General features: G+C 64.1%; 25 protein-coding genes. 10 read left to right on the top strand and 15 right to left on the bottom strand.

Going from position 1 to position 21121, the window contains the following annotated elements:
• Window positions 1–174 precede the first annotated feature (174 nt).
• The 9 genes from ehuA to QM672_RS20835 form a co-directional block, all read right to left on the bottom strand.
• Window positions 175–951, bottom strand: coding sequence for an ectoine/hydroxyectoine ABC transporter ATP-binding protein EhuA (gene ehuA, locus QM672_RS20875; protein WP_149255168.1), 777 nt, complete (start codon window positions 949–951; stop codon window positions 175–177).
• The gene (gene ehuD, locus QM672_RS20870) at window positions 948–1640 is read right to left on the bottom strand and encodes an ectoine/hydroxyectoine ABC transporter permease subunit EhuD (RefSeq protein WP_311938350.1); all 693 of its coding nucleotides are present in this window, start codon (window positions 1638–1640) and stop codon (window positions 948–950) included. The genes ehuA and ehuD overlap by 4 nt, the downstream gene beginning before the upstream one ends.
• On the bottom strand, window positions 1637–2302 hold the full coding sequence (ehuC, locus tag QM672_RS20865; RefSeq protein ID WP_311938349.1) for an ectoine/hydroxyectoine ABC transporter permease subunit EhuC: 666 nt from the start codon (window positions 2300–2302) through the stop codon (window positions 1637–1639). Before ehuC ends, ehuD begins: the two co-directional genes overlap by 4 nt.
• A 327-nt stretch (window positions 2303–2629) precedes the next feature.
• Window positions 2630–3481 (bottom strand): ectoine/hydroxyectoine ABC transporter substrate-binding protein EhuB, encoded by an 852-nt coding sequence (ehuB, locus tag QM672_RS20860; protein WP_367623420.1) that lies wholly within the window; start codon window positions 3479–3481, stop codon window positions 2630–2632.
• 64 nt (window positions 3482–3545) lie between these two features.
• On the bottom strand, window positions 3546–4562 hold the full coding sequence (gene doeB, locus QM672_RS20855) for a N(2)-acetyl-L-2,4-diaminobutanoate deacetylase DoeB (RefSeq protein WP_415084847.1): 1017 nt from the start codon (window positions 4560–4562) through the stop codon (window positions 3546–3548).
• Window positions 4559–5737 carry an ectoine hydrolase DoeA gene (doeA, locus tag QM672_RS20850; protein ID WP_415084910.1) on the bottom strand — a complete coding sequence of 393 codons (1179 nt, stop codon included), beginning with the start codon at window positions 5735–5737 and terminating at the stop codon, window positions 4559–4561. The genes doeB and doeA overlap by 4 nt, the downstream gene beginning before the upstream one ends.
• A 7-nt stretch (window positions 5738–5744) precedes the next feature.
• The gene (eutC, locus tag QM672_RS20845) at window positions 5745–6737 is read right to left on the bottom strand and encodes an ectoine utilization protein EutC (protein WP_415084845.1); all 993 of its coding nucleotides are present in this window, start codon (window positions 6735–6737) and stop codon (window positions 5745–5747) included.
• Window positions 6734–7714, bottom strand: a complete 981-nt coding sequence (eutB, locus tag QM672_RS20840; RefSeq protein WP_311938346.1) for a hydroxyectoine utilization dehydratase EutB — start codon at window positions 7712–7714, stop codon at window positions 6734–6736. The genes eutC and eutB overlap by 4 nt, the downstream gene beginning before the upstream one ends.
• A gap of 86 nt (window positions 7715–7800) precedes the next feature.
• Window positions 7801–9261 carry a PLP-dependent aminotransferase family protein gene (locus tag QM672_RS20835; RefSeq protein ID WP_311938345.1) on the bottom strand — a complete coding sequence of 487 codons (1461 nt, stop codon included), beginning with the start codon at window positions 9259–9261 and terminating at the stop codon, window positions 7801–7803.
• 64 nt (window positions 9262–9325) lie between these two features.
• Between QM672_RS20835 and QM672_RS20830 the strand changes: the two genes are divergently transcribed.
• From QM672_RS20830 to QM672_RS20810, 5 genes are all read left to right on the top strand, one after another.
• A complete protein-coding gene (locus QM672_RS20830; RefSeq protein ID WP_367623418.1) occupies window positions 9326–9805 on the top strand; it encodes an Lrp/AsnC family transcriptional regulator in 480 nt (159 codons plus the stop codon).
• Between the two features lie 26 nt (window positions 9806–9831).
• Complete coding sequence (locus QM672_RS20825; protein WP_367622687.1) at window positions 9832–10743, top strand: agmatinase; 912 nt, start codon at window positions 9832–9834, stop codon at window positions 10741–10743.
• A 65-nt stretch (window positions 10744–10808) separates the two neighbouring features.
• Entirely contained in the window at window positions 10809–11600 is a 792-nt protein-coding gene (locus tag QM672_RS20820; protein WP_415084842.1) for a dienelactone hydrolase family protein, read from the top strand.
• 426 nt (window positions 11601–12026) lie between these two features.
• Window positions 12027–12743, top strand: a complete 717-nt coding sequence (locus QM672_RS20815; RefSeq protein WP_415084840.1) for a class I SAM-dependent methyltransferase — start codon at window positions 12027–12029, stop codon at window positions 12741–12743.
• Window positions 12744–12883: 140 nt separating this feature from the next.
• Complete coding sequence (locus tag QM672_RS20810) at window positions 12884–13201, top strand: hypothetical protein (RefSeq protein WP_311938341.1); 318 nt, start codon at window positions 12884–12886, stop codon at window positions 13199–13201.
• On the opposite strand, the gene QM672_RS20805 is transcribed toward QM672_RS20810, so the two are convergent.
• Complete coding sequence (locus QM672_RS20805) at window positions 13155–14081, bottom strand: DMT family transporter (protein WP_415084838.1); 927 nt, start codon at window positions 14079–14081, stop codon at window positions 13155–13157. The genes QM672_RS20810 and QM672_RS20805 overlap by 47 nt on opposite strands.
• Before the next feature lie 180 nt (window positions 14082–14261).
• The gene (locus tag QM672_RS20800) at window positions 14262–14693 is read right to left on the bottom strand and encodes a hypothetical protein (RefSeq protein WP_311938339.1); all 432 of its coding nucleotides are present in this window, start codon (window positions 14691–14693) and stop codon (window positions 14262–14264) included.
• A gap of 293 nt (window positions 14694–14986) precedes the next feature.
• Here QM672_RS20800 and QM672_RS20795 point away from each other — a divergent pair, with 293 nt between their 5' ends.
• On the top strand, window positions 14987–15865 hold the full coding sequence (locus QM672_RS20795) for a LysR family transcriptional regulator (protein WP_415084835.1): 879 nt from the start codon (window positions 14987–14989) through the stop codon (window positions 15863–15865).
• Window positions 15866–15878: 13 nt separating this feature from the next.
• On the opposite strand, the gene QM672_RS20790 is transcribed toward QM672_RS20795, so the two are convergent.
• Together QM672_RS20790 and QM672_RS20785 are read right to left on the bottom strand one after the other, a co-directional pair.
• Window positions 15879–16856: a glutathione S-transferase family protein gene (locus QM672_RS20790; RefSeq protein WP_415084833.1), complete on the bottom strand. Its 978-nt coding sequence runs from the start codon at window positions 16854–16856 to the stop codon at window positions 15879–15881.
• 347 nt (window positions 16857–17203) lie between these two features.
• Window positions 17204–17833 (bottom strand): LysE family translocator, encoded by a 630-nt coding sequence (locus QM672_RS20785; protein WP_415084831.1) that lies wholly within the window; start codon window positions 17831–17833, stop codon window positions 17204–17206.
• Between the two features lie 184 nt (window positions 17834–18017).
• On the opposite strand from QM672_RS20785, the gene QM672_RS20780 reads away from it, so the two are divergent.
• Together QM672_RS20780 and QM672_RS20775 are read left to right on the top strand one after the other, a co-directional pair.
• Complete coding sequence (locus QM672_RS20780; RefSeq protein WP_311938334.1) at window positions 18018–18323, top strand: hypothetical protein; 306 nt, start codon at window positions 18018–18020, stop codon at window positions 18321–18323.
• A gap of 45 nt (window positions 18324–18368) precedes the next feature.
• Entirely contained in the window at window positions 18369–18974 is a 606-nt protein-coding gene (locus tag QM672_RS20775; RefSeq protein ID WP_415084829.1) for a histidine phosphatase family protein, read from the top strand.
• Between the two features lie 93 nt (window positions 18975–19067).
• Here QM672_RS20775 and QM672_RS20770 read toward each other — a convergent pair whose 3' ends face one another.
• Complete coding sequence (locus tag QM672_RS20770; RefSeq protein WP_311938332.1) at window positions 19068–19412, bottom strand: RidA family protein; 345 nt, start codon at window positions 19410–19412, stop codon at window positions 19068–19070.
• A 195-nt stretch (window positions 19413–19607) separates the two neighbouring features.
• On the opposite strand from QM672_RS20770, the gene QM672_RS20765 reads away from it, so the two are divergent.
• Both QM672_RS20765 and QM672_RS20760 read left to right on the top strand, forming a co-directional pair.
• A complete protein-coding gene (locus QM672_RS20765; RefSeq protein WP_311938331.1) occupies window positions 19608–19892 on the top strand; it encodes a transcriptional regulator in 285 nt (94 codons plus the stop codon).
• Window positions 19893–20099: 207 nt separating this feature from the next.
• The gene (locus QM672_RS20760) at window positions 20100–20528 is read left to right on the top strand and encodes a response regulator transcription factor (protein WP_311938330.1); all 429 of its coding nucleotides are present in this window, start codon (window positions 20100–20102) and stop codon (window positions 20526–20528) included.
• 51 nt (window positions 20529–20579) lie between these two features.
• Here QM672_RS20760 and QM672_RS20755 read toward each other — a convergent pair whose 3' ends face one another.
• Window positions 20580–21050, bottom strand: a complete 471-nt coding sequence (locus tag QM672_RS20755; RefSeq protein WP_415084826.1) for a hypothetical protein — start codon at window positions 21048–21050, stop codon at window positions 20580–20582.
• Window positions 21051–21121 lie beyond the last annotated feature (71 nt).

Genomic DNA, 21121 nt, shown 5'->3' with positions numbered 1-21121 from the left:
TCGACGCGAAGCGTCGGGGTGGGGTGTCCCTCTCGCAACAATTAGGGCCGCTCACATTCCAGAAGTCGGTGTATTTTCACCCCACCCCGGCCTTGCAGGCCGACCCTCCCCCTGCAGGGGAGGGTGAAGGACTGACGCCGCTCAAATTTGGGGCCTATCATCCTGAGACGCCGCTCACAGCACCGACTGCAGGAACTCGCGCGTCCGCGCCTGTTCGGGATTGGAAAAGATGCGCTCGGGCTCGCCCTGCTCGACGATGCGTCCCTTGTCGAAGAAGCAGACACGGTCGGAGACTTCGCGCGCAAAGCGCATTTCATGGGTCACCAGCAGCATGGTGAGATCGTGCTCGCTGGCCAGCGAACGGATCACGCCGAGGACCTCGCCGACGAGCTGCGGATCGAGGGCCGATGTCGGCTCGTCGAACAGCAGGACGCGGGGGCGCATGGCAAGGGCCCGGGCGATGGCCACGCGTTGCTGCTGGCCACCGGAAAGCTGGCTGGGGAAATGATCCTTCTTGTCCGCCATGCCGACCATGCCGAGCAGATCGAGGGCCCGGCACTCCGCTTCCTCCCGCTTCAGGCCGAGCACGGCGATGGGCGCTTCCACCACATTGCGCAGCACGGTCATATGCGGGAACAGGTTGAAGCTCTGGAACACCATGCCGACCTGCGTGCGGATCTGGCGCAGATGCCGCTCGCTGGCCTTGAAGGGGCCGTGGCCGCCGGGCTCGTGATAGCCGATGCCGCCGAGCTCCAGCGTGCCGTCCTGAAAGGGTTCTAGCGTCATCAGGATGCGCAGCACCGTGGTCTTGCCCGATCCCGAGGGGCCGATCAGCGAAACCTTCTCCCCCGGCGCGACGGTGAAGTCGAAATCCTGCAGAACTGTCAGCGTGCCGAAGCGCTTGCTGACATTGGAAAAGCGGATGATGTCGGATTGGGCGTTTGCGGTCATCGCATCGGTATCCCTGCTTTCGGCAAGGCCCTTTCCAGCCGATGGACGCCGGCGGAACAGACCAGGGTAAGGATGAGGAAGAGGATGCCGACCATGCTCAGCGGCACCAGATATTCGAAGGTATTCTCGCCGATCATGTTGGCGAGGCCGAGCATTTCCAGCACGGTCACCACCGAGAGCACCGGCGTTTCCTTCAGCATGGCAATCAGGTAGTTGCCCATGGTGGGCAGGATGCGCGGCACCATCTGCGGGATGATCACGTTCCGGTAGAGCTGCCAGCGCGACATGTTGAGCGCGGTGGCGGCCTCCCATTGGCCCCGCGGCACTGCTTCGATGCCGCCGCGGTAGACCTCCGAGGTATAGGCCGAATATTGCAGGCCGAGCGCTATAGCGCCCGTCAGAAAGGCCGGCAAGGCAATGCCGTAGTCGGGCAGGACGTAATAGAGGAAGAAGAGCTGCACCAGGAGGGGCGTATCGCGCAGGAACTCGACGACGAAGGCGGTCCCCCAGCTCACCACGGCAAAGCGGCTGCGCCGCATCAGGGCGAAGACGAGGCCGAGGACAAGGGCGATGGCAAAACCTGCGGCAGCGGCCTGCAGCGTCACGGTGAGGCCGATGAGCAGGATCGGCAGGATCGACTGCGCATAGGTCAGCGGCGTCGAGGGATCCCATTCGAAACCGTACATCATGAGTGCACCGCCTTCGGAAAGGCGCCGCCGCGGCGCACCAGGCGTTCCAGGAAGCGCATGGCAACCATGATCACCAGCGACATCAGGAAGTAGCCGACGAGAGTGAGGGTGTAGATCGTCGTGCTGTCCTGGGTCAGGTTGCGCAGGGTCTGGGCGCGGAAGGTCATGTCCGCGATCGAGATGAAGGACACCAGTGACGAGAGCTTCAAGGTCTCGATGGCGAGATTGCCGAAGGCCGGCATCATCTCGACGATGGCCTGGGGCAGCGTGATGTGCAGCAATTTGTGCACCGGACCGAAATTCAGGGCCCGCGCTGCCTCATGTTGCTGTTGCGGCACCGATTTGAGGCCGGCCCGCACGATTTCCGAGCCATAGGCGCCGACATGCATCGAGAGCACGAGAATGCCCGTGGACACCGGGGAGAAGGAAAAACCGACGAGAGGCAGGGCGTAATAGAACCAGAACAACTGCACCAAGAGCGAGGTGCCGCGGAACAGCTCGGTATAGCAAAGCGCGATGATGGACAGGATGCGGCCGCCCTCGACCCTGACGATCCCGGCCAGGAAGGCCAGGAAGGCGCCGATCGCCAGCGAGGCCAGGGTAATCTCGGCGGTGATCAGCGCCCCCCGGCCAAGGGCAGGCAGATAGGAGATCCAGTGCATGAGGCTCCCTCGTCGGTTTTGTACGCCCGGACTCATGGGCCTTGCCATTGCCTCCACGGGCCAGCGTGCGCGCGAAGGCTCAGCTCTCAAGATAGAGCACGAGAATCCTTCCCCGACTTCGGGGAAGGTGGACCGGCAAAGCCGGGCCGGATGGGGGTGGGTGGTGCGGCCTTACGGGTCAATGGCCCTCTCAGTGCCACTCTCCCCCTTCCGTCGCTGCTGTGCAGCGACACCTTCCCCGAAACCGGGGAAGGATTACGCACCTCATCTGGCGATCGTTCTACGTGTATTGGCGAACTCTCGGAGATGGGCTGGACGGTTCAGTCGTCATTTACCCGCGCAGAGATCCGCGACCTTCTTTTCGGCAGCGGCCTTGATGCTGGCCTCGCTCAGCCCGTAATTGGTGAGGATCGCCTTGTATTCGTCGCTCTTGCGGAACTCCACCAGCGCGGCGTTGTAGGCCTCGCGCAGGTCCTTGTCCTCCGGGCGGAAGGCAAAGCCGCCATAGTTGCGCACCGGCTTGCCGTTGACGACCGGGTCGGTGAAGGGCTTGACCTGTTCCACCTCCGTCTGCCCCTTGGCGAGGCTGGCGACCGTCAGCTCGGTGGCCGCATAGGCGTCAGCCCGGCTCTTCACGGTGGCGATGGCGTCGGCATTGGCCTGGATGAAGACGACCTGGCTGTCCTTGACCCCGACGGCACGAAGGAAGTCGATATTGTTGGCGCCCGAGACCACCGCGACCTTCAGCGAGGGATCCTTGGCGATGTCGGCATAGGTGGTCAGCTTCTTGGGATTGCCGGCCTTGACCAGCAGGCCTTCGCCATAGCTGGAATTGGGTTCGGTGAAGGCGACCTGCTTGCAGCGATCGGGGGAGATGTTCTGCTCGGCCGCCACGAAATCATAGCGCCGCGCTTTGAGGCCGGGGATCAGGGTGCCGAAGGGCGCGACCGTCCAGGCGATCTCGCTGACGCCCATCTTTTTCAGAACGGCAATGGCCACTTCCGGACCGATGCCGGCGGCCGTGCCGTCTTCCTTGGTGAAGCCGTAGGGAACCTCGTTGGCCGTAACGGCGCGGACGAAGCCGTTGCTCTTGACCTCTTCGAGGGTGGTGGCCTGAACGCTGGCCACGCTCATGGCGAGAGCCAATCCGGCGAGGCCGGCAAGTCGGGGCAGTTTCATCATCTCATTCTCCTGTCTGGTGTGATTGCCTGCCCGGTTGGTTCCGGCAGGTCCTTGTCGATTGTCAGGCGTGGTCCTCGATGGTTGCGATCACCGAGAGGCAGTCACCGGCCTTGATCAGGCCGGGGAAATGGCGGGCCGCCAGCAGGCCATCCAGCGCTGCCCGATGTTCATAGGGCGAGGAACCGGTACGGCCGATTGGATATATACGGGCGATAACTTCGTTCCTGGCGATGGGCTCGCCGAGATCCTTGAGGAACTCGACCAGTCCCTCTTCCGGGCTGAAGCCGAAACAATCCGACGAGGGCATGTCGAGCCAGCGTGTCTCGCCGATCTCGGGCTGCCCGGCCAGGATGCCGGCATGTTTGAGCAGATTGGCGACCCCGCGCTTGGCGATGCCGGCCGAGCGTGCCGTCGCGGTGCCGCCGCCGCCAAGCTCGGTGGTGACGAAGACCTTGCCCGCCGCCTCGGCGATGGTGTCGAACATGCCGACGGCGTCGATCTCGATCATGCGCATCGACCAGGGTGCCGAGAAAGCCGCCACGGCGGCAAAGCAGCGATCTTCCTGCACCTTGTCAGGCAGTTCATGGGCCGCGGCATAGGGAAGGAAATCGAGCGTCCGCCCGCCCGAATGAAAGTCGAGTACGATGTCGGCCAGAGGCAGCAGGCAGCGCGTGACATAGTCGGCGATCTTCTCGGTGACGCTGCCGTCGGGGCGCCCGGGAAAGCTGCGGTTGAGATTGCCCTTGTCGATCGGCGAGGTGCGCCTGGCGGCCCGAAAGGCGGGGTAGTTCAAGGCAGGCACGATGATGACGCGCCCGCTCACCGCCTCCGCCCGCAGCGTGCGGGCGAGGTCGAACAGGGCGATCGGCCCTTCATATTCGTCGCCGTGATTGGCACCGGTCAACAGAGCCGTCGGCCCCTCGCCCTGCTTCACCACGGTGACGGGGATCATCACCGATCCCCAGGCGGAGTCATCCCGGCTCCAGGGCAGGCGCAGATGGCCGTGCTGAATGCCGTCAGCGTCGAAATCGACGCTGGCGCTGATCGGTGACGGGCGCGGGTTCGGAGCGGCGTTCATGCTTTCACGAAGAGTTGGCGCGGCACATTGGCGAGGCAGTCCACGCCTTTTTCAGTGATCAGGATGCTTTCGGTGATCTCCAGGCCCATGTTTTCAAGCCAGAGGCCTGTCATGAAATGGAAGGTCATGCCGGGCCGCAGCTCGGTGCGATCGCCCGGCCGCAGGCTCATGGTGCGCTCGCCCCAGTCCGGCGGATAGCTCAGGCCGATCGGATAGCCGGTGCGGTTGTCCTTGACGATGCCGTACTTCTTCAGCACGGCGAAGAAGGCGTTGGCGATGTCCTCGCAGGTGTTGCCGGGCCTGGCCGCCGCGAGGCCGGCCTCCATTCCCTCCACTGTGGCCTTCTCGGCGTCGACGAAGGCTTGGGTCGGCTTGCCGAGGAAGACGGTGCGCGACAGGGGACAATGATAGCGCCTGTAACAGCCGGCGATCTCGAAGAACGTGCCCTCCCCGGTTTTCATCGGCAGGTCGTTCCAGGTCAGATGCGGCGCGGAGGCCTCCTCGCCCGACGGCAGCAACGGCACGATGGCGGCATAGTCGCCACCAAAGCCGTCGACGCCCCGAATGGCGGCATCGTAGATCTCGGCGACGAGATCGCTCTTGCGCATGCCGGGCTCGACCTTGTCGAGGATGCGCCGGTGCATCGCCTCGACGATGCGGCCTGCCTTGCGCATATAGTCGATCTCGGTCGGGCTCTTGATCGCCCGCTGCCAGTTGACCAGCGACAGGCAGTCCTTGAAGCGGGCATTGGGCAGATGCCGGACCAGCGAGGCATAGGCCGCAGCGCTGAACCAGTAATTGTCCATCTCGACGCCGATCGTGCCCTTGGCCCAGCCGTGCTGCTCGATGATGCCCGAGAGGTAATCCATCGGATGGCGTTCGGTAGATTGCACATAGTGATCGGGGTAGCCGACGATGTTGTCGTGAGCGAGCCAGGCGGTACGCTTGGCACCGTTGGCATCCTGTCCCCGGCCGAACCAGACCGGTTCTCCCTCGCCCGCGACGAGAACGCATTGATGGACATAGAAGGACCAGCCATCATAGCCGGTGAGCCAGTGCATGTTCGAAGGGTCGGTGACGACGAGCAGATCGATGCCCGCCTTGGACATGGCGGCTCGCGTCTTGGCCAGGCGCTCGGCATATTCCTCGCGGCTGAAATTGAGCGTGGGCGCAATCATTGCGTCACTTTCCCTTGATTGTCTCGAAAGTCTGGCCCGCCCCGGTGGCGGCGGCCCGGCGAAAAGCGAGCGTGGCGATGGCGGTATCCTGCACGCCGGTGCCGGTCAGGTCGCAAAGGGTGATGTCGGCATCGCTCCGGCGCCCCTCGGCCTTGCCGGCGATCACCTGTCCCAGTTCGGCAAACACCGCATCGGCCGCTGCGGTTCCCGCCTTGATGGCGTGGGCGAGTTCGCCGAGCCGCCTTGTCTGGGCAAGGCTGTCGGCGACATAGACCGTCTTGCCGAACACGGCCGGATCCACTTCGTTCTTGTGCTCGGAATCCGAGCCCATTGCCGTGACATGCTGTCCGGGTGCCAGCCATTCGGCTTTGAGAACCGGGCGTTCGGCCGGCGTGGTGGTGACGATGATGTCGGCCCCGGCGCAGGCCGCCTCGACGCTGGCGGCCGGCGCGACCGGAATACCCAGGCGTTGCGACAGGTCCTCTGCCGTCGTCACGGCCTTGGCGGTATCGCGAGCCCAGAGCCGGGCCCGGTCGATCGGCCGGACCAGGCGTAGAGCTTCGAGCTGCAGACGGGCCTGTTCGCCGCCGCCGATGATGGCGGCGATGCGTGCATCGGCCCTGGCCAGGTGGCGGGCGGCGACGGCGCCCGCTGCGGCGGTGCGGATCTGCGTGAGATAGCCATTGTCGAGCAGCAGGGCTTCGACCAGGCCCGTCCGGCTGCTCAGCAGCACCATCAGGCCGTTGAGGCTGGGCAGGCCGAGCTTGGGATTGTCGAAGAAGCCCGGGCTGATCTTGATGGCGAAGCCCTCGACACCGGGAATATAGGCGGTCTTGACGTCCACCTCGCCGCGATGCTCGGGAATGTCGAGCCGGAGGATCGGCGGCATGGCCACCGCTTCGGTTGCGAGGGCCAGGAAGGCTTGCTCGACACAATCGACGGCATCTGCGTCGAGCGCCACGCAACGGCGCAATTCGGCTTCTGTCAGCACGATCATGCCGCCACTCCCTCTTCCACGATGCGGCGATGCAGCTCCGGATCGATGTTGCGGCCGGACACCACGATCGCCGTCGGTCCCGACGGCCTGAGCTTGCCGGCCAGCAAGGCGGCGATGCCGACGCCTGCGGCGCCTTCGACGATTTCGTCTTCTGCTCTGAAGGCATGCCGGATCCCGGCCGCCACTTCCTCCTCGCTCAGCAGGATGACCTCGTCGAGGAAGTCGCGGCACAGGGCGAAGCTGTAGCGATTGGCGAGGCCGATACCGCCGCCGAGCGAATCTGCCAGCGTCGGCAATTCCTCGACCTCGACCGGCTTGCCGGCCAACAGGCTGGCATGCATGGCAGCGCCCCGGGCCATCGAGATGCCGACGACCTTGGCCTGGGGGCGGAGCGCCTTGACGGCTGCTGCGATCCCGCCTGCCAGTCCGCCGCCGGAGAGTGGCACCAGCACGAGTTCGACGTCCGGGAGGTCGGCGATGATTTCGAGCCCGATCGTTCCCTGCCCGGCGATCACGGCTGGGTGGTCGAAAGGCGGGATTTCGGCAAGGCCTCCCTCGGCCACCAGCCGGTCGACCTCGTTCTGCGCGTCATCCTGGGAGCAGCCGACGATGCGCACCTCGGCGCCGAGCGCGCGGACGGCCTCGACCTTGTTTGCCGGAACCAGTTGCGACATGCAGACCACCGCCCGGATGCCGCGGGCCTTGGCGGCGTGCGCGACCGCGCGGCCGTGGTTTCCCGTCGAGGCGGTGACGACCCCCGCGGCGCCCCCTTGGGCCGATGCATCCAGTGACAGAACGGCATTGGTGGCGCCGCGCAGCTTGAACGAGCCGGTGGTCTGGCGCGTCTCCAGCTTGAGATGAACCGGCGAACCATCCCGCGACAGGGAGAGTGCTGGACGCAGCGGCGTTCGGACCACGTGCCCTGCGATCCGCGCATGGGCGGCCCTGATCTCGTCGATGGTGACCGCGACCGGCATCGAACCCATCCCTCCTGGCTTGGGAGGGATGGTGTTACGATACAAAAATCATGTCAATTATTATATTGTAATGATACAGAGCACGGTCATGCGATGAGACGGGCGTCGAACACCGGCGGCAACTGCTCGAAGGTGGCGCGCACCGATGCGAGCGTCTCCGCCAGGGCGGCATGCGACAGCCGTCCGCCCAGGCAGATGCGGATTCCCCCCGGGCGGACTTCTCCGGCTACGAAGGGATCGGAGGGCGTCACCGCGATGGCGCGCTGGGCAAGTGCGCGCACCAGCCCCTCCTCCGTCCAGCGTGGCGGCACTTTCAGCCAGGCGCAGAGCGACAGGGGATGGCTGGACGCGACGATGTCGCCGAGCACCTGCGCGACGATGGCCTGGCGGGCGCGCGCTTCCTGGCGCTGCAGGTCGACGAGGGCCTGCGCCGTGCCGTCCTCGATCCACAGCGAGGCGATCTCCGCCGGCAGGTTGGTGGCGCTCCAGCTCGTGACCCGCATGATGCTGCCGACGCGGATCGAATAGGCCGGCGGCACCACGAGGTAGCCGACGCGCAAACCCGTCATCACCGACTTGGTCATCGAGGTGGCGAAGAATCCGAGTTCGGGCAGCATCTGGGCGATCGAAGGCAAAGGCTCGTCGAGCAGGGGTTTGTAGACCTCGTCCTCGATCACGAAGATGCCATACCGGGCAGCGATGTCGGCAATCTCCCGCCGGCGTTCGGCGCCGGCGACGTGGCTGGTCGGGTTTCCGAGCGAGGGAATGAGGACGAGCGCCTTGACGCCCCCGGCCGCACAGGCGGCTTCAAACGCTTCGGGCAGGATGCCTTGCGTGTCCGTCGGCAAGCCGCGCAGGGTGAAGCCCAGCAACGAGGCCAGGCCGATGATGCCGTGATCCGTCAGGTTCTCGGTCAACACCAGGTCGCCGGGATGGACCACCGAGGCCACGGCCAGGAAGAGGCCATGGGCTGCGCCATTGGTGATCAGGACGCGCTCGGCCTCCGCCTCAACGCCGAGCCCGCGCAGCCAGGATCTGGCGGCCGTCCGGTGCCGGTCGAGGCCGGCGATCGGGCGGCAAGGGCGCATGAAGGCGCTGTTGTCGCCGTCGCCCAGGCGCGCCATCGCCTGCCGCGAGGCGCGCTCATGCGCTTCGGTATAGACGGCGCGGATGATGGACAGGTCGGCCGTCTGGCCGGGGGAGCGGTCGAGCATGAAACGCTCGGCGCGCTCGGTCACCCGGTCGCGCACGAAGGTGCCCCGCCCGACTTCGCCGCGCAGGAACCCCCGCCTTTCCGCTTCCTTGTAGCTGATGCTGACCGTCTGCACCGAAACCTTGAGGGCGTGGGCTAGGTCGCGATGAGTCGGCATGCGCGTGCCGGGCTTCAGGATCTCGGCCTCGACATCGGCGATGATCAGGTCGGTCAGGAGCTTGTGCTTGGTCACGCCCTTGCGGCGCGGTAGGACTGGCCGCCATTCTGCCGCCGCCGCGAGAGGCGCCCGCGATTCGACAAATCGCCCGAAACGATCAGAATTGGAGAGTGGCATGTAATTGTCCTGATACAATACCGAAGCCTATCCGTATTATACCAATCCATTCGTCGGCGCCATGTTGAAACTCGACAAGATCGATTTGAAGATCCTCGCTGCCCTGCAGCGCGATGGCCGCATCACCAAGCTGAACCTCGCCACCGAGGCCGGCCTGTCGGCCGCTGCATGCTGGGAGCGGCTGCGCCGCCTGGAAAAGGCCGGTGCGATCGCCCGCTATGGCGCCGTCATCGACGCCGCCCGCTTGGGGCGCTTTGCCACGGTCCTGGTGGAGATCACCCTCAAGAGTCACCGCCAGGCGGATTTCCAGCGCTTCGAAGCCGCCATCATGCGTGAGCCGGCCATCGTCGCCTGCGACGCCGTGGGAGGCGGCATCGATTATCTGCTGCGCGTGGTGACCACCGACATCGATTCCTACCAGCGGCTGATGGACGGCCTGCTCGAGGCCGAGATCGGCATCGACCGCTATTTCACCTATATCGTCACCAAGACCATCAAGCAGACCGGGTTCCCACTCGAAATCGTCGAGGCCTCCGTCTCCTGAGTTGTCGCCGACAGGATTGAAACCCCATGACCGCCCTGCCCACCTTTCTGGATTTTCCCACCCGCCTTGCCGGCGACAGCAAGCCTCGCATGGTGATCTTCGGGGCCGGTCATGGCAGCACCTATCCCGCCAAGGACAGCAGCCCCTACGCCCTGGCACCGAATGCCATCCGTGCCGCCAGCCAGGAGGATGCCGGCCTGGTCGAGCATTGGGATTTCGACCTCGGCGGTCCGCTCTTCGACGGCAGGCCTGCTTCCTGCATCGACATCGGCGACATCGAGACCGTCATGCGTGACAATGCCGGGAATCGGCATGGGATCGAGGCGAAGACGCGCGAGATCCTGGCGGCGGGCGCCGTCCCCCTCCTGCTCGGCGGCGATGATTCCGTCCCCATTCCCTTCCTTGCCGGCTTTGCCGATCATGGCCCCGTCTGGATCCTGCAGATCGATGCCCATATCGACTGGCGCGACGAATTGCATGGCGAGCGCCAGGGCTATTCCAGCCCGATGCGCCGCGCGAGCGAAATGGCGCATGTGGCCGGCATCGTGCAGGTCGGCATGCGCGGCGTCGGCAGCGCGCGCCTGGCGGAAATCGAGGCGGCCCGAACCTATGGCAGCCATCTGGTGACTGCCCGCGAGATCCACGCCGGGGGTATCGAGGCGGCGCTTCGGCACATTCCTGCTGGAGCGCAGGTCGTCGTCACCCTCGATTGCGATGGCCTCGACCCCGGCGTCCTGCCCGGCGTGGCAGCCCGCACGCCGGGCGGCCTCAGCTATACCCAGGTGATCGACCTGATCGCGGGCCTCGGCAAACGGGCGAGGATCGCGGGCTTCGATCTTGTCGAACTCTATCCGCCCGCCGATGAAAGCGGCCTTTCGGCGCTGACAGCAGCACGGCTTCTCGTCAATGTGATCGGTACCATCGCTCGTCAGGTTTGAAAGCTGCTTTTGTCTGGTAGCATGAGGGCCTGACCAGGTTTCATCCGCCGTCGAGAGGAAATCCCATGCGCCTCGCCCGCCTCATCCTGCCTTTGCTCGCGCTTTTCGCTGTCACGCCCGCCTTTGCCAAGATGGTGGTCAAGCCGGTCGACTGGACCCTGGACGGCACGACCTTCAAGAGCCTGCTGATCTATGACGATGCCGCCAAGGTAAAGCGGCCCGGCCTGGTCATGGTGCCCAACTGGTATGGCGTGGGCGACACCGCCGTCGAAAAGGCCAAGAAGATCGCCGGCAAGGATTACGTCATCCTGCTCACGGACATGTATGGCGAGGGGGTCCGCCCCAAGAACGACGATGAGGCCAAGGCTGCCATCGGGCCGCTCTATGGCAATCGCGCCCTGATGCGCAAGCGCATCGACAAGGCCTTCGAGCAGTTGAAGATCAACACCACCAACGCGCCGATCGACCAGTCCCGGCTGGCGGCGATCGGGTTCTGCTTCGGCGGCAGCGCCGTGCTCGACCTGGCCCGCAGCGGTTCGGACGCCAAGGCCGTGATCTCCTTCCATGGCGGCCTCGGCACCGACGATCCGGCCCTGGCCAAGTCGATCAAGGCACGCGTACTCGCCATCAACGGGGCCGACGATACCGCCACCATCCCGGACGTGCCCAAATTCACCGAGGAGATGCGCAGCAGCCCGGCTGATTGGCAATTCGTCGAGATCGGCCACGCCGTGCATTGCTTCACGGAAACCGAGGCCACCGGCAAGACCGGCAATTGCCGCTATGATGCCAAGGCTGCGGCGAGATCCTATGCGATGATGCGGTCCTGGCTGGCCGAGAGCTTTGCCAAGAACTGAAGTAAACCGACGGCGGTCAGCTTTCAGGCTCGATCACTTCGGGCGTTTGGCATTGTTTGGCTGTCGTTCCTCCGCACATCGTTAAGGTCGCGCTGCCCCTCACCGCACCTCTCCCCGTAAGAACGGGGCGAGGAGACTTTGACGTCGCGTTTCATGCTGAGGACCTCTCACCTCGCTCAACGGTCGGGCGAGATGAAAGGATCGACGGGCAAATTGCAACGTCTGTGCCCCCCTCTCCCCGTTCTTACGGGGAGAGGTACGGTGAGGGGCAGCGCGACCCGGCGTAATTTGGCAAGATTTTAAGCGGTGCGCGCATCTTTTTAAGCGGTGCGCGCATCTTTAAGAGATAATTTTTATACCAGCATAAGAACCGGCCTTCCCGACATCGTTTCTTGCCAGCAAAGGAGCGGTGTTCAGGAGAAGACCATGACCGAGACTGAGAACAGGGCGGCCGGAAAATTCGACGCCGGCAGGGCCGCCGAATATGCGGTCCAGAGCCGTATCGCCCTGGCGGGCTATGACGCGTGCCACGAACTCGCCGCCTGCCTGCTCGCCGCCGACCTCGGCCCGCGCCGCGCCGCGCGGATTCTCGTGGCGGGAGCAGGCGGTACCGCCCAGGAAATCCTCTCGGCGGCCCGCCTCGAGCCGCTTTGGCACTTTTCCGCCGTGGATCCATCCGCCCCCATGCTCGAACTCGCCATGGCGGCGGTTGGCGAAGCAGGCCTGGCGGCACGAACGACGCCCGTGCTGGGCGAGGTTGCGGATCTGCCGGAAGAGCCGATCTACGATGCCGCGACCTTGATCGGCGTGTTGCATCACCTGCCCGGCCTCCCCGCCAAGCAGGCCGTTCTCGCGGCATTGGCGGCCCGCCTCAAGGCTGGGGCGCCGCTCATCCTGGCCGGCAACCGGCATGCCTATGCCAGCAAGCCGCTCTTTCTCGCCGCCTGGGGCGAGCGCTGGCGCATGCAGGGCGCTTCGTCCAACGAGATCGCTGCAAAGCTCGGCAAGATCCGGCAGGGCGCCGATCCGCCCGCTTCCGACCAGGAGGTCGCTCGATTGTTGACCCAGGCCGGTTTCGAGGAGCCGACCTTGTTCTTCTCGAGCCTGTTCTGGGGCGGCTGGATCACGCATCGACGCGCCTGAGGCGATGCGTGGGGAACAAGCCGACCTTCTTCCGAAGCCGTGGCGGCGGAGCATTGCGAGGGGCATGCCGCGTGATCTTCATTCGGTCGCATTCTTCTGTAGATTCGGCGGTCAATCTGCGGAAATTGCCGGAGTCGACCATGAAGATCCTCGCCATCGCCGCCGGCGCACTGCTCCTGCTGACCGGTACCGCTTTTGCCGACGGGCTTGCTCCTCCCAAGCAGAACAAATTCGCGCCGCCGCCCCTGGATTCCAAGAAAGCATCCGGTCCCCACGACTGGACGGGGTTCTATGTCGGCGGCCACGCCGGCCTGTCCCAGGGGCAGTCGAAATGGAGCACGGACGGTGCCAGCCGGTCGTCTTCGGACCTCGGCTCCACCTTCGGGGCGCATGCGGGCTATAATTACCAGTTCAACCGCGGGGTCGTATTCGGAGGCGAAACCGACGTTTCTCGCTGAACGGCTGTTCGGAACGCAAACCGGGCCTGGTTGCCGCGATGACGATGCCGAGGCAGACCATGCCGAGACCCGCCGCAAAGTTCCAGCCCAGCCTTTCTCCGAGAAACACCTCCCCCGCCAGGCTGGCTGTGATCGGATTGACGGCCACTGCGATCGCCACCAGCGTCGGCGTCGTATGGGTGACCGCGAAAGACCACAGGAAAAAGACCAGCGCGCTGCCGATGATGCCGAGATAGGCGGCAGCCAGCCAGGCTTCCGGCGCAAGCCCGCGCACACTCGCCAATCCTCCGCCGATCGCCACCACCGAAACGAGGCAAAGCGCCCCGATACCCATCGCCGTCAGAGTGAAGCGAACCGGCCCTGACTGGGCGACAAAAGGCCGGGACCAGATCGTGTAGAGTGCCATCACCAGAGCCGCCCCGAGCATCAGGAGGTCTCCGCGCCAGGCGCCCGGCGGTGCCGTGGAGAGGCCCGAGAGCAGCGCCAGCGCCACACCGGTCATGGTGACCAGCACGCCGAGGACCTTGCGTCCCGTCATGGTCTCGGCGCGCAAGGCCGAGGCCGCCAGCATGGTCAGCACCGGCAGGGCCGAAAGCGCAATGGCGCCACGTGCCGCCGTGGTGAAATAGAGCGCGGCATTGAACAGGATCGGAAACAGCCCGAAGAACAGCAGGCCCAGCCCAGCCACGCCCGGCCAGTCGCGGCGCGTCGGCCAGGCTTCGCGGCGCAGGCACGCCACCGGCAGCAGGAACACGAAGCCAAGGCCGAAGCGCAATGCGCCCAAAGTGATCGGGTCGACCACCTTCGAGAGCGAGCGTGTGGCGACCACGGCAGTGCCTCCGATACCGCTCGAAAGGACAGCCGCCAGAACACCCCACATCGCCCCTGCCCCATCTCGATCTTCGCCGGAACAGGCTAGCGGAGGCTGGGTTCTGGAGGGAATTGCATTTTGTTGATGAACGCTATCACGATGCGTGATGAACGATTGGCAGCAGCGGCTTGATCCAGGGTTCGATCCAAGTGGATTGGGTGAGTCAGCCGCCGCCTGCCCGTTCGACACTCAGTACCGAATGATTTCCTTCCGGCAGGCTTCCGTAAAACCATACAAGAGATCGGATTCTCGAAGAGAGTTGGCGTCGAAGTGAGAAAAGTCCACTTTTTCCGACGAATATCTCTTGACGATCAGTTGCAGGACCTCTTCGGCCCTCGCGATGACCTCATCTCCCGAAAACAGTTTCATTCGATTTTTAATGGAATAGAGCTTAACCAATTTCGCTGTGTCGGTTAAATTGCTTTCCATGGCGTCACCGTATACTTTCGATGCCTCGTCAATGAATTCTCCGAATATTCTTTCGCGCCGTGACATTTCATTGGATAGACGCTGAACCCTTTGCTGATAGCTCTGATTGAGCCAAGTGGTGGCAAAGGAGGCGAACGCTCCGATGCTCGATCCGGCAAGAGCCGCCAAAGCCGATAAATATGCTCCGTCCATGGCTTTCCTTTCCAGAAATTCAGCCGTCTCGACGAGTTTATCCCGAGTTCCGAACGAATTATCAAGGCGGCTTCCTTACCCTATGGAAGGTGGAATGAGGAAATCCCAGCTGTCAGGGGCACAAGGAGGCCTCCTCTGCTCATTGCTGTCGTGCAGGCGTAGAGGCCCGGTGGAACGGATCTTTGAGACACGACCTCCCACGCACTGCCGGCACAAAGGGCCATGCCCCTCGATAGGCAGAGGATGCTCATAAGGAAATTGCATTTCGGCCAGGAACATCATCATGATGTGTGATGACATTGCCGATGCTCGATCCTGATCTCCTGCGAGCCTTCCTGGCCGTGGCCGATCACCGCTCCTTCACGCGCGCGGCCAATCGGCTCAATCGTACCCAGTCGGCTGTGAGCATGCAGATCAGGCGCCTGGAAATGCGGGTTGCCGCCGAGTTGTTCCGCCGCAACACCACCACGGTCGAGCTGACCCTGGCCGGCGAAAGCCTGGTCACCTATGCACGGCGTATCCTCGCCTTGAACGAGGAGGCGGTCGGCAAGCTTCGCGAGCATCGGCTGGAGGGCCGTGTGCGCCTTGGCGTGATGGATGATTACGGGAGCCACGTTCTGCCCGCCGTGCTGGCACGTTTTCTCGCGCTCTATCCCCGCATTCACGTCGAGATGGAAACCGGCCTGACCGGCCCCATGCTCAGCCGTATCGGCGAGAGCTATGAGCTTGTCATTGCCATGCATGGCGAGGGTTGCGAGAGCGGGGATTTGCTGCGGTTCGAACGACCGGTATGGGCAGGCAGTGCGGAGCACCGGGCCTGGCTGCTCGATCCTCTCCCCGTGGCGCTCTATCCGCCGGGCTGCCTTTTCCGCAAATGGGCGATCGAGGCCCTCGACGCTGCGGAGCGGCCATGGCGACTGGCCTTCGTGTCGCATAATCTGGCGACGGTGGAAGCCATTGCGACCCAGGGGCTGGCGGTCACGGTGGTGAAATCGAGTTTTCTGCCGCGCAGCTTGCGTGGCCTGTCCCCGAGGGACAGGTTGCCAGCCTTGCCCGGCGCCGAGATCCGGCTTCACGTCGCGCCGGATCCAACGCGGGCGGGCATCATGCTGGCAGATCACCTGCGTGAAGCCTTCGCTGCGATGCCGGATGAACTGGCGATCAACCTCTAGGCTCCTTGAGATTTTACGCTGCGCGGGCCGCCGAGGCACGCAGGCCCGACAGTGGCGCATCATAGTCGATGTCGGGACCGAGAGGCACGATGCGGCTCGGATTGATCCAGGGATGGCTGGCATAATAATGCCCCTTGATATGATCCATGGCGATGGTCGGCCGGATCAGCGGATGCTGATGAAGCATCCGCGTATAGTCCCAAAGCGCCGGGTAGCCGGCGATCATGCGCCGATTGCATTTGAAGTGGCCATGATAGACCGGGTCGAAGCGCAGCAATGTCGTGAAAAGCCGGATGTCGGCCTCCGTCATGCGCCCGCCCAGCAGGAAGGCCTGGCCTTCGAGCCGATGCTCGAGCCAATCCAGGGTCTCGAAGACGCCCCGTGCGGCCTCCTCATAGGCGGACTGCGTGGTGGCGAAGCCTGCCTTGTAGACACCGTTGTTCAAGCTCTCATAGATGCGCTCGTTGAGGGCGTCGATCTCGGTGCGGAGCTCGCCCGGATAGAAGTCGCCCGCCCTCGCCCCGATGCCATCGAAGGCCGAATTGAACATGCGGATGATCTCGGCGGATTCGTTGGAAACGATGCGCCGGGTCTGCTTGTCCCACAGGACGGGCACGGTGACGCGTGTGGTGGCCCGGGGATCGCCCAGTGTATAGAGTTGGTGAAGCCTGGTTGCGCCGTTCACGCTGTCTGGCACCACGCCCGGTCCGGGCTCGAAGGTCCAGCCCTCTTCTCCCATCAGCCAGTTGACGATGGAGATGTCGATCAATGTCTCCAGCCCCTTCAAGCTGCGCATGATCAGGGTGCGATGCGCCCAGGGACAGGCCAGCGAGACATAGAGGTGATAGCGTCCGGCCTCGGGCTTGAAAGGCGTGTCCGCCTGGTAGGAGATCCAGTTGCGATAGACGGAGGGCGGGCGCCTCAGCCGGCCGTCGGCCGTCAGCTTTGCCGAGGTGGTACGATGCCATTGCCCGTCGATCAACTCGCCCATGATACAGCCTCGCGCTTGTCCAATCCGCCCCTGGCAATGAGCAGGCGGCGCCGGTGGAGACAATGCTGGCACGGGGCGACCCAGCTGAATAGTCGAGTTCCGTAGAACCTATCTATCGATGAAATCGATAAGAGGGATCCCGCAAGCTGGCCTGAAGCGGCATCTGGCAAACATGATCGCGGGCGATCTCGCATTGCCGGCACGCCAATATCGTCGGCCTTCGCCAGTTCCGTTCGGGTTGCAGGAGGCGATCCTCGACCTCGCTTCCCAACGACCGGCGCAGCTTGTTATTCGATCCGAGAAGCGCCGCCGGGGCGCCTCTCAGGCACGGTATCGCCAAGGCGTTCCTATTTGCGTGAAACCAGTGCGGCCGTCACGCCCAGGCTGATGAAGGACAGGCCGGCGAACCAGCGCTGGAAGCGCAGGAAGCGGCGGCTGCGGCGCAGGAAATCCCCGGCGGTGCCCGCCGCCACCGCGAACATGGCATCGCTCAGCATGCCGAGCCCCATGAAGGTGAAGCCGAGCACCAGGATCTGCCAGTGCAGGGCGCCGCGCGCCGGATCGACGAATTGCGGCAGGAACGCCAGGAAGAAGATCGCCGTCTTCGGGTTGAACAGGTTGACGATGAAGCCTTCCTGAAAGAGCCGGTGCAGCGGCTTGCTCGACTTGGCCGAGATCTCCGGCGGCAGGTCCGGCGCCATCAGCGTGCGGACGCCGATCCAGATCAGATAGGCCGCGCCCAGATATTTGACCACGGAAAAGGCCAGGGTCGAGGAGACGATCAAGGCCGAAAGCCCAACCGCGGCAGCGACGATATGGACGATGGTGCCCAGATGAATGCCGAGGACGGAAACCAGGCCTGCGACCTTGCCGCGTTCGACCGAGCGCGCCACGATGAACAGCACCGCCGGTCCAGGCGTCAGCAGCAGCGTGACCGATGCGAGAACGAACAGTCCCCAGAGTGTCGGATCAGGCATGGATCGCTCCTCGTCATTTTTCGCCGCGGAGCAAGCCACAAGGCCGGGGCCAAGGCAAGAACCGTATCGAAGTTGCTCTCTCGGCGAGCGTTCTTCCCCTTGTCGAAGGCGTGTTATGCTGGAATATTGCCACCGACTCGCCCGACCTTGTCGTGCCGGCAATGCCTGACGCTGGGGCTCCCCGATGAAGCTGTCCGCCTGCACCGCTCTCCTCCTCCTGCCGCTGCTGGGCACCTCCGTCCTGGCAGAGGAATTCGCACTGCCGGATCTGACGGTGGAGCAACCCCGACACAAGAAACCGGCGCCTGTGGCCGCCAAGGCGCCCGCTTTGGGAAATCCCGCCTCACAATGGGCTCCGGATGCCCAGGACAAGGCATCCAAGGCCTTCACGGCTCGCCCGGATATTTGCGATGGCTGCGAGCTCAAGCTCAACGCGCGCCAAGTCACTCGGGAAGATCGGCTTCGACGTCCGTTTGAGACGTTCGAGTGAGAGGTATTCCAGTGAGAGGCCCCTTGCCGGTTGGCCGGAGGCGGCATGGCGCGTGAGCTCTGGCTGATCCGCCATGGCGAAAGCACGGCCAATGCCGGCGCTGCGAGCAAGGACGCCTCATCGGCTCCGCTTACCGAAACCGGCTGGCTGCAGGCCCGTGAAGTGGCGGCCAGGTTCGAACGTGCCCCGGAATTGATCGTGGTGTCACCCTATCTGCGCGCGCGCCAGACGGCCGCGCCGACGGCGGAACGTTTCGCGGCGGTGCCGATCGAAACCTGGCCTGTGCAGGAGTTCACCTATCTGTCGCCCGTTCGCTGCGCGAACACCACGATGGAGCAGCGCCGCCCGCTGGTGGACGCCTATTGGCGCCTCGCCGATCCCGAGCTGGTCGACGGTCCGGGCGCCGAATCCTTCGCCCGGATGCTGGAGCGCGTCAGGGCCACGGCCCGCCATATTGAAGCGCTCGGGCTCGATCGCATCGCCATTTTCACGCATGGCCACATCATGCAGGCCTGGCGCCTGCTGGCCGAACATCCCGACGCGAGTGACAGGACGGACATGAAACGCTATTTCAGGGCCTTCCTGGGCCTGCCCATCGAGAATGGCGAATGGATGCCCGCGGACGCCTATGCCCGCGTGGCACGGAGCTAGAAGCTCGATCCGGTTCGGTTGCTTTATCGACTGGATATGCCTGAAATTGCCAAGGCGCGCTCGTCATTGCACGGCGCGCCTTGGACAGGACGATCAGGCCGTCGCGGTGACCTGGATCTCGACCAGCAGTTCCGGCGTGGCCAGGCGGGCTTCCACAGTGGCGCGGACAGGCAGGTTGTTCATGTCGACCCACTTGTCCCAGACGGCATTCATCTGGCCGAAATGAGCGATGTCGCGCAGCCAGATGCTGGCCGTGAGCAGGTTTGCCTTGGAACTGCCGGCCTCGGCCAGCAGGGCATCGATTTGCGCCAGGATGTCGGCGGTCTGTGCCCTGGTGTCGCCGCTGGTGTCGGCAGCAGTGATGCCGGCGGTGGTGACGATGCCGTTGGCGACGACCGCCTTGCAGAAACGCGCGCCGGGATGGAGACGCTTGACCATGGGAGTGTCCTTCCTTGAAAAGTCGGGGCCCTCCTCTACAGCATCGAATCCGATTCAGGAATCGCATCCGCCGCGGAAACACTTCCCTGCGATCTTGAGGGATGAACTGGCCGAACGCCTCGCTGTTTCCTACATCTCCTGTTAAGGCCGCTTGTTGCCAAATATTGGCCTGTTCATCCGCATGAGGCGTTCACGATGTCCCTCACCCCTTCCCTCAGCCGCGCCGCCCGCGCTCTCCTGGATTTCGAAATTGCCGATCTGGTGAAACGGTCCGGTGTGCCGAAAGTCATCATCGCCGAGTTTGAAAAGGGCGGACGGGTACCGCAGAGGCAGGACCTGGCGGCCATGCGCCTTGCCTTTGAAGAAGCGGGCATCCAGTTCCTCGACGACGATGGCAGCGGGCCGGGCCTGCGCCTGCGCCGCGGGGCGCGCCAATCCGGCCTTCGGCCGGAGGAACTCACTTCCGAAAACGACGATTGAGCCATTGATCGCCAACTCGGCGCAAAGGCCGGGCTGAGACGGCAGGGCGATAGGTCTGTTCCCGAGTCACGTGCGGAACAGACGGCCATGTGGAGGCATGACAGAAGGAGAGCAAGCAAGGTCGCAGGTTCGGCAGCCGTCAGGAAATCGCTTCACCGAAATCGCCGCACCCCGATGACTGGGACATTTCGATTGAGACACATTGCTTTGACGTCTTCCTCCTCCGCCCCGCCCGTCGATATCCGCCGCGCCGTCATGGCGATCATTGAAATGGATGGCGAGGATGCGCTGGCGCAGTTGCGCCGACACTTCCCCAATGCCACGATCTTCCTGCTGACGGCCCAGCCGGGCGGTGTGGACGGCAAGCTGGTTTCGGCCGAGCAGGTGGTCTCGGCACTCGAGACCTGGGCTGGCCCGGACCAGACCCTGCACCTGAACCCGGTGCTCACCCCACGCCAGCAGGACATCCTGGACCTGATCGTCCAGGGCAAGTCGAACAAGGAGATCGCCCGGGCGCTGGCCATCTCCCCCTTCACGGTGCGCAACCATGTCTCGCTGCTGCTGCGCGTCCTCAATGTTGCCTCGCGAGAGGAGGCTGCGAGCAAGGCCGCCGAAGGTACGGCCTTGCGCCAGTGACCCCAGGGTAAATAGCGCCTCGGTCGATGCGCTATTTACCCTGGGGCGCTATCACTGCGGCTTGGCGGCGTCGGGCAATGGTTCCATGCCCGGCAACATATAGCCCGAGGTCACACTTCCCGTGAGTTCGCCGCCCCGGCATTCGAGGGTGGTGTCTTCATAGCTGAAAGTCGTCTCGATGACGCCCTTTTGGCGGTCGGTGACGCGGAACTGGTTGCCGACACGAGCCTGGTAGCGTGCGTTTTGCTCCCCGACACGCACGATGCCGTTGCCGTCGACCAGTTTCTGGCGCGTACGGTTTTCGCCATCGGCAACCGCTCCCTCGGCCATTCCCGCCATATCGGCCCTCTGAACGGCCTTCAAATGCTCGAGGCAGGTCTCGAAGTCAGCGAAATGTTGGGCCGGAACCGGACGCGGCGGCAATTGTCCGCTCGCAAGGACGGAAGTGGCCGACAATCCGCCTGCAAGACCCGCAAGCAGGATGGCACCGATCCGTCTGAGTTGGCAGTGAAGAGAAGCCATGGGTTCATTCTCGGGCTTTGATCGCATCGGCGGGAGTATGCCGATGGGTGGATGGAAGCAACCACTCTTGC

The sequence above is a fragment of the Labrys sp. (in: a-proteobacteria) genome (assembly GCF_047605565.1).
GTDB lineage: Bacteria > Pseudomonadota > Alphaproteobacteria > Rhizobiales > Labraceae > Labrys > Labrys neptuniae.
Note: the sequence above shows the minus strand (reverse complement) of the source record. Positions and strands in the feature narration are given on the sequence as shown.

Excerpts from the sequence above, each read along its gene's own strand:
- QM672_RS20780 (WP_311938334.1), top strand. The coding sequence starts at position 18,018 with ATGAAGCTGTCCGCCTGCACCGCTCTCCTCCTCCTGCCGCTGCTGGGC.
- QM672_RS20805 (WP_415084838.1), bottom strand. The coding sequence starts at position 14,081 with ATGTGGGGTGTTCTGGCGGCTGTCCTTTCGAGCGGTATCGGAGGCACT.
- QM672_RS20765 (WP_311938331.1), top strand. The coding sequence starts at position 19,608 with ATGTCCCTCACCCCTTCCCTCAGCCGCGCCGCCCGCGCTCTCCTGGAT.
- QM672_RS20825 (WP_367622687.1), top strand. The coding sequence starts at position 9,832 with ATGACCGCCCTGCCCACCTTTCTGGATTTTCCCACCCGCCTTGCCGGC.
- QM672_RS20755 (WP_415084826.1), bottom strand. The coding sequence starts at position 21,050 with ATGGCTTCTCTTCACTGCCAACTCAGACGGATCGGTGCCATCCTGCTT.
- QM672_RS20820 (WP_415084842.1), top strand. The coding sequence starts at position 10,809 with ATGCGCCTCGCCCGCCTCATCCTGCCTTTGCTCGCGCTTTTCGCTGTC.
- ehuB (WP_367623420.1), bottom strand. The coding sequence starts at position 3,481 with ATGAAACTGCCCCGACTTGCCGGCCTCGCCGGATTGGCTCTCGCCATG.
- QM672_RS20835 (WP_311938345.1), bottom strand. The coding sequence starts at position 9,261 with ATGCCACTCTCCAATTCTGATCGTTTCGGGCGATTTGTCGAATCGCGG.
- eutB (WP_311938346.1), bottom strand. The coding sequence starts at position 7,714 with ATGCCGGTCGCGGTCACCATCGACGAGATCAGGGCCGCCCATGCGCGG.
- eutC (WP_415084845.1), bottom strand. The coding sequence starts at position 6,737 with ATGATCGTGCTGACAGAAGCCGAATTGCGCCGTTGCGTGGCGCTCGAC.
- QM672_RS20795 (WP_415084835.1), top strand. The coding sequence starts at position 14,987 with ATGACATTGCCGATGCTCGATCCTGATCTCCTGCGAGCCTTCCTGGCC.
- ehuC (WP_311938349.1), bottom strand. The coding sequence starts at position 2,302 with ATGCACTGGATCTCCTATCTGCCTGCCCTTGGCCGGGGGGCGCTGATC.
- doeB (WP_415084847.1), bottom strand. The coding sequence starts at position 4,562 with ATGAACGCCGCTCCGAACCCGCGCCCGTCACCGATCAGCGCCAGCGTC.
- QM672_RS20815 (WP_415084840.1), top strand. The coding sequence starts at position 12,027 with ATGACCGAGACTGAGAACAGGGCGGCCGGAAAATTCGACGCCGGCAGG.
- ehuD (WP_311938350.1), bottom strand. The coding sequence starts at position 1,640 with ATGATGTACGGTTTCGAATGGGATCCCTCGACGCCGCTGACCTATGCG.
- QM672_RS20800 (WP_311938339.1), bottom strand. The coding sequence starts at position 14,693 with ATGGACGGAGCATATTTATCGGCTTTGGCGGCTCTTGCCGGATCGAGC.
- QM672_RS20810 (WP_311938341.1), top strand. The coding sequence starts at position 12,884 with ATGAAGATCCTCGCCATCGCCGCCGGCGCACTGCTCCTGCTGACCGGT.
- QM672_RS20775 (WP_415084829.1), top strand. The coding sequence starts at position 18,369 with ATGGCGCGTGAGCTCTGGCTGATCCGCCATGGCGAAAGCACGGCCAAT.
- QM672_RS20770 (WP_311938332.1), bottom strand. The coding sequence starts at position 19,412 with ATGGTCAAGCGTCTCCATCCCGGCGCGCGTTTCTGCAAGGCGGTCGTC.
- ehuA (WP_149255168.1), bottom strand. The coding sequence starts at position 951 with ATGACCGCAAACGCCCAATCCGACATCATCCGCTTTTCCAATGTCAGC.
- QM672_RS20785 (WP_415084831.1), bottom strand. The coding sequence starts at position 17,833 with ATGCCTGATCCGACACTCTGGGGACTGTTCGTTCTCGCATCGGTCACG.
- QM672_RS20790 (WP_415084833.1), bottom strand. The coding sequence starts at position 16,856 with ATGGGCGAGTTGATCGACGGGCAATGGCATCGTACCACCTCGGCAAAG.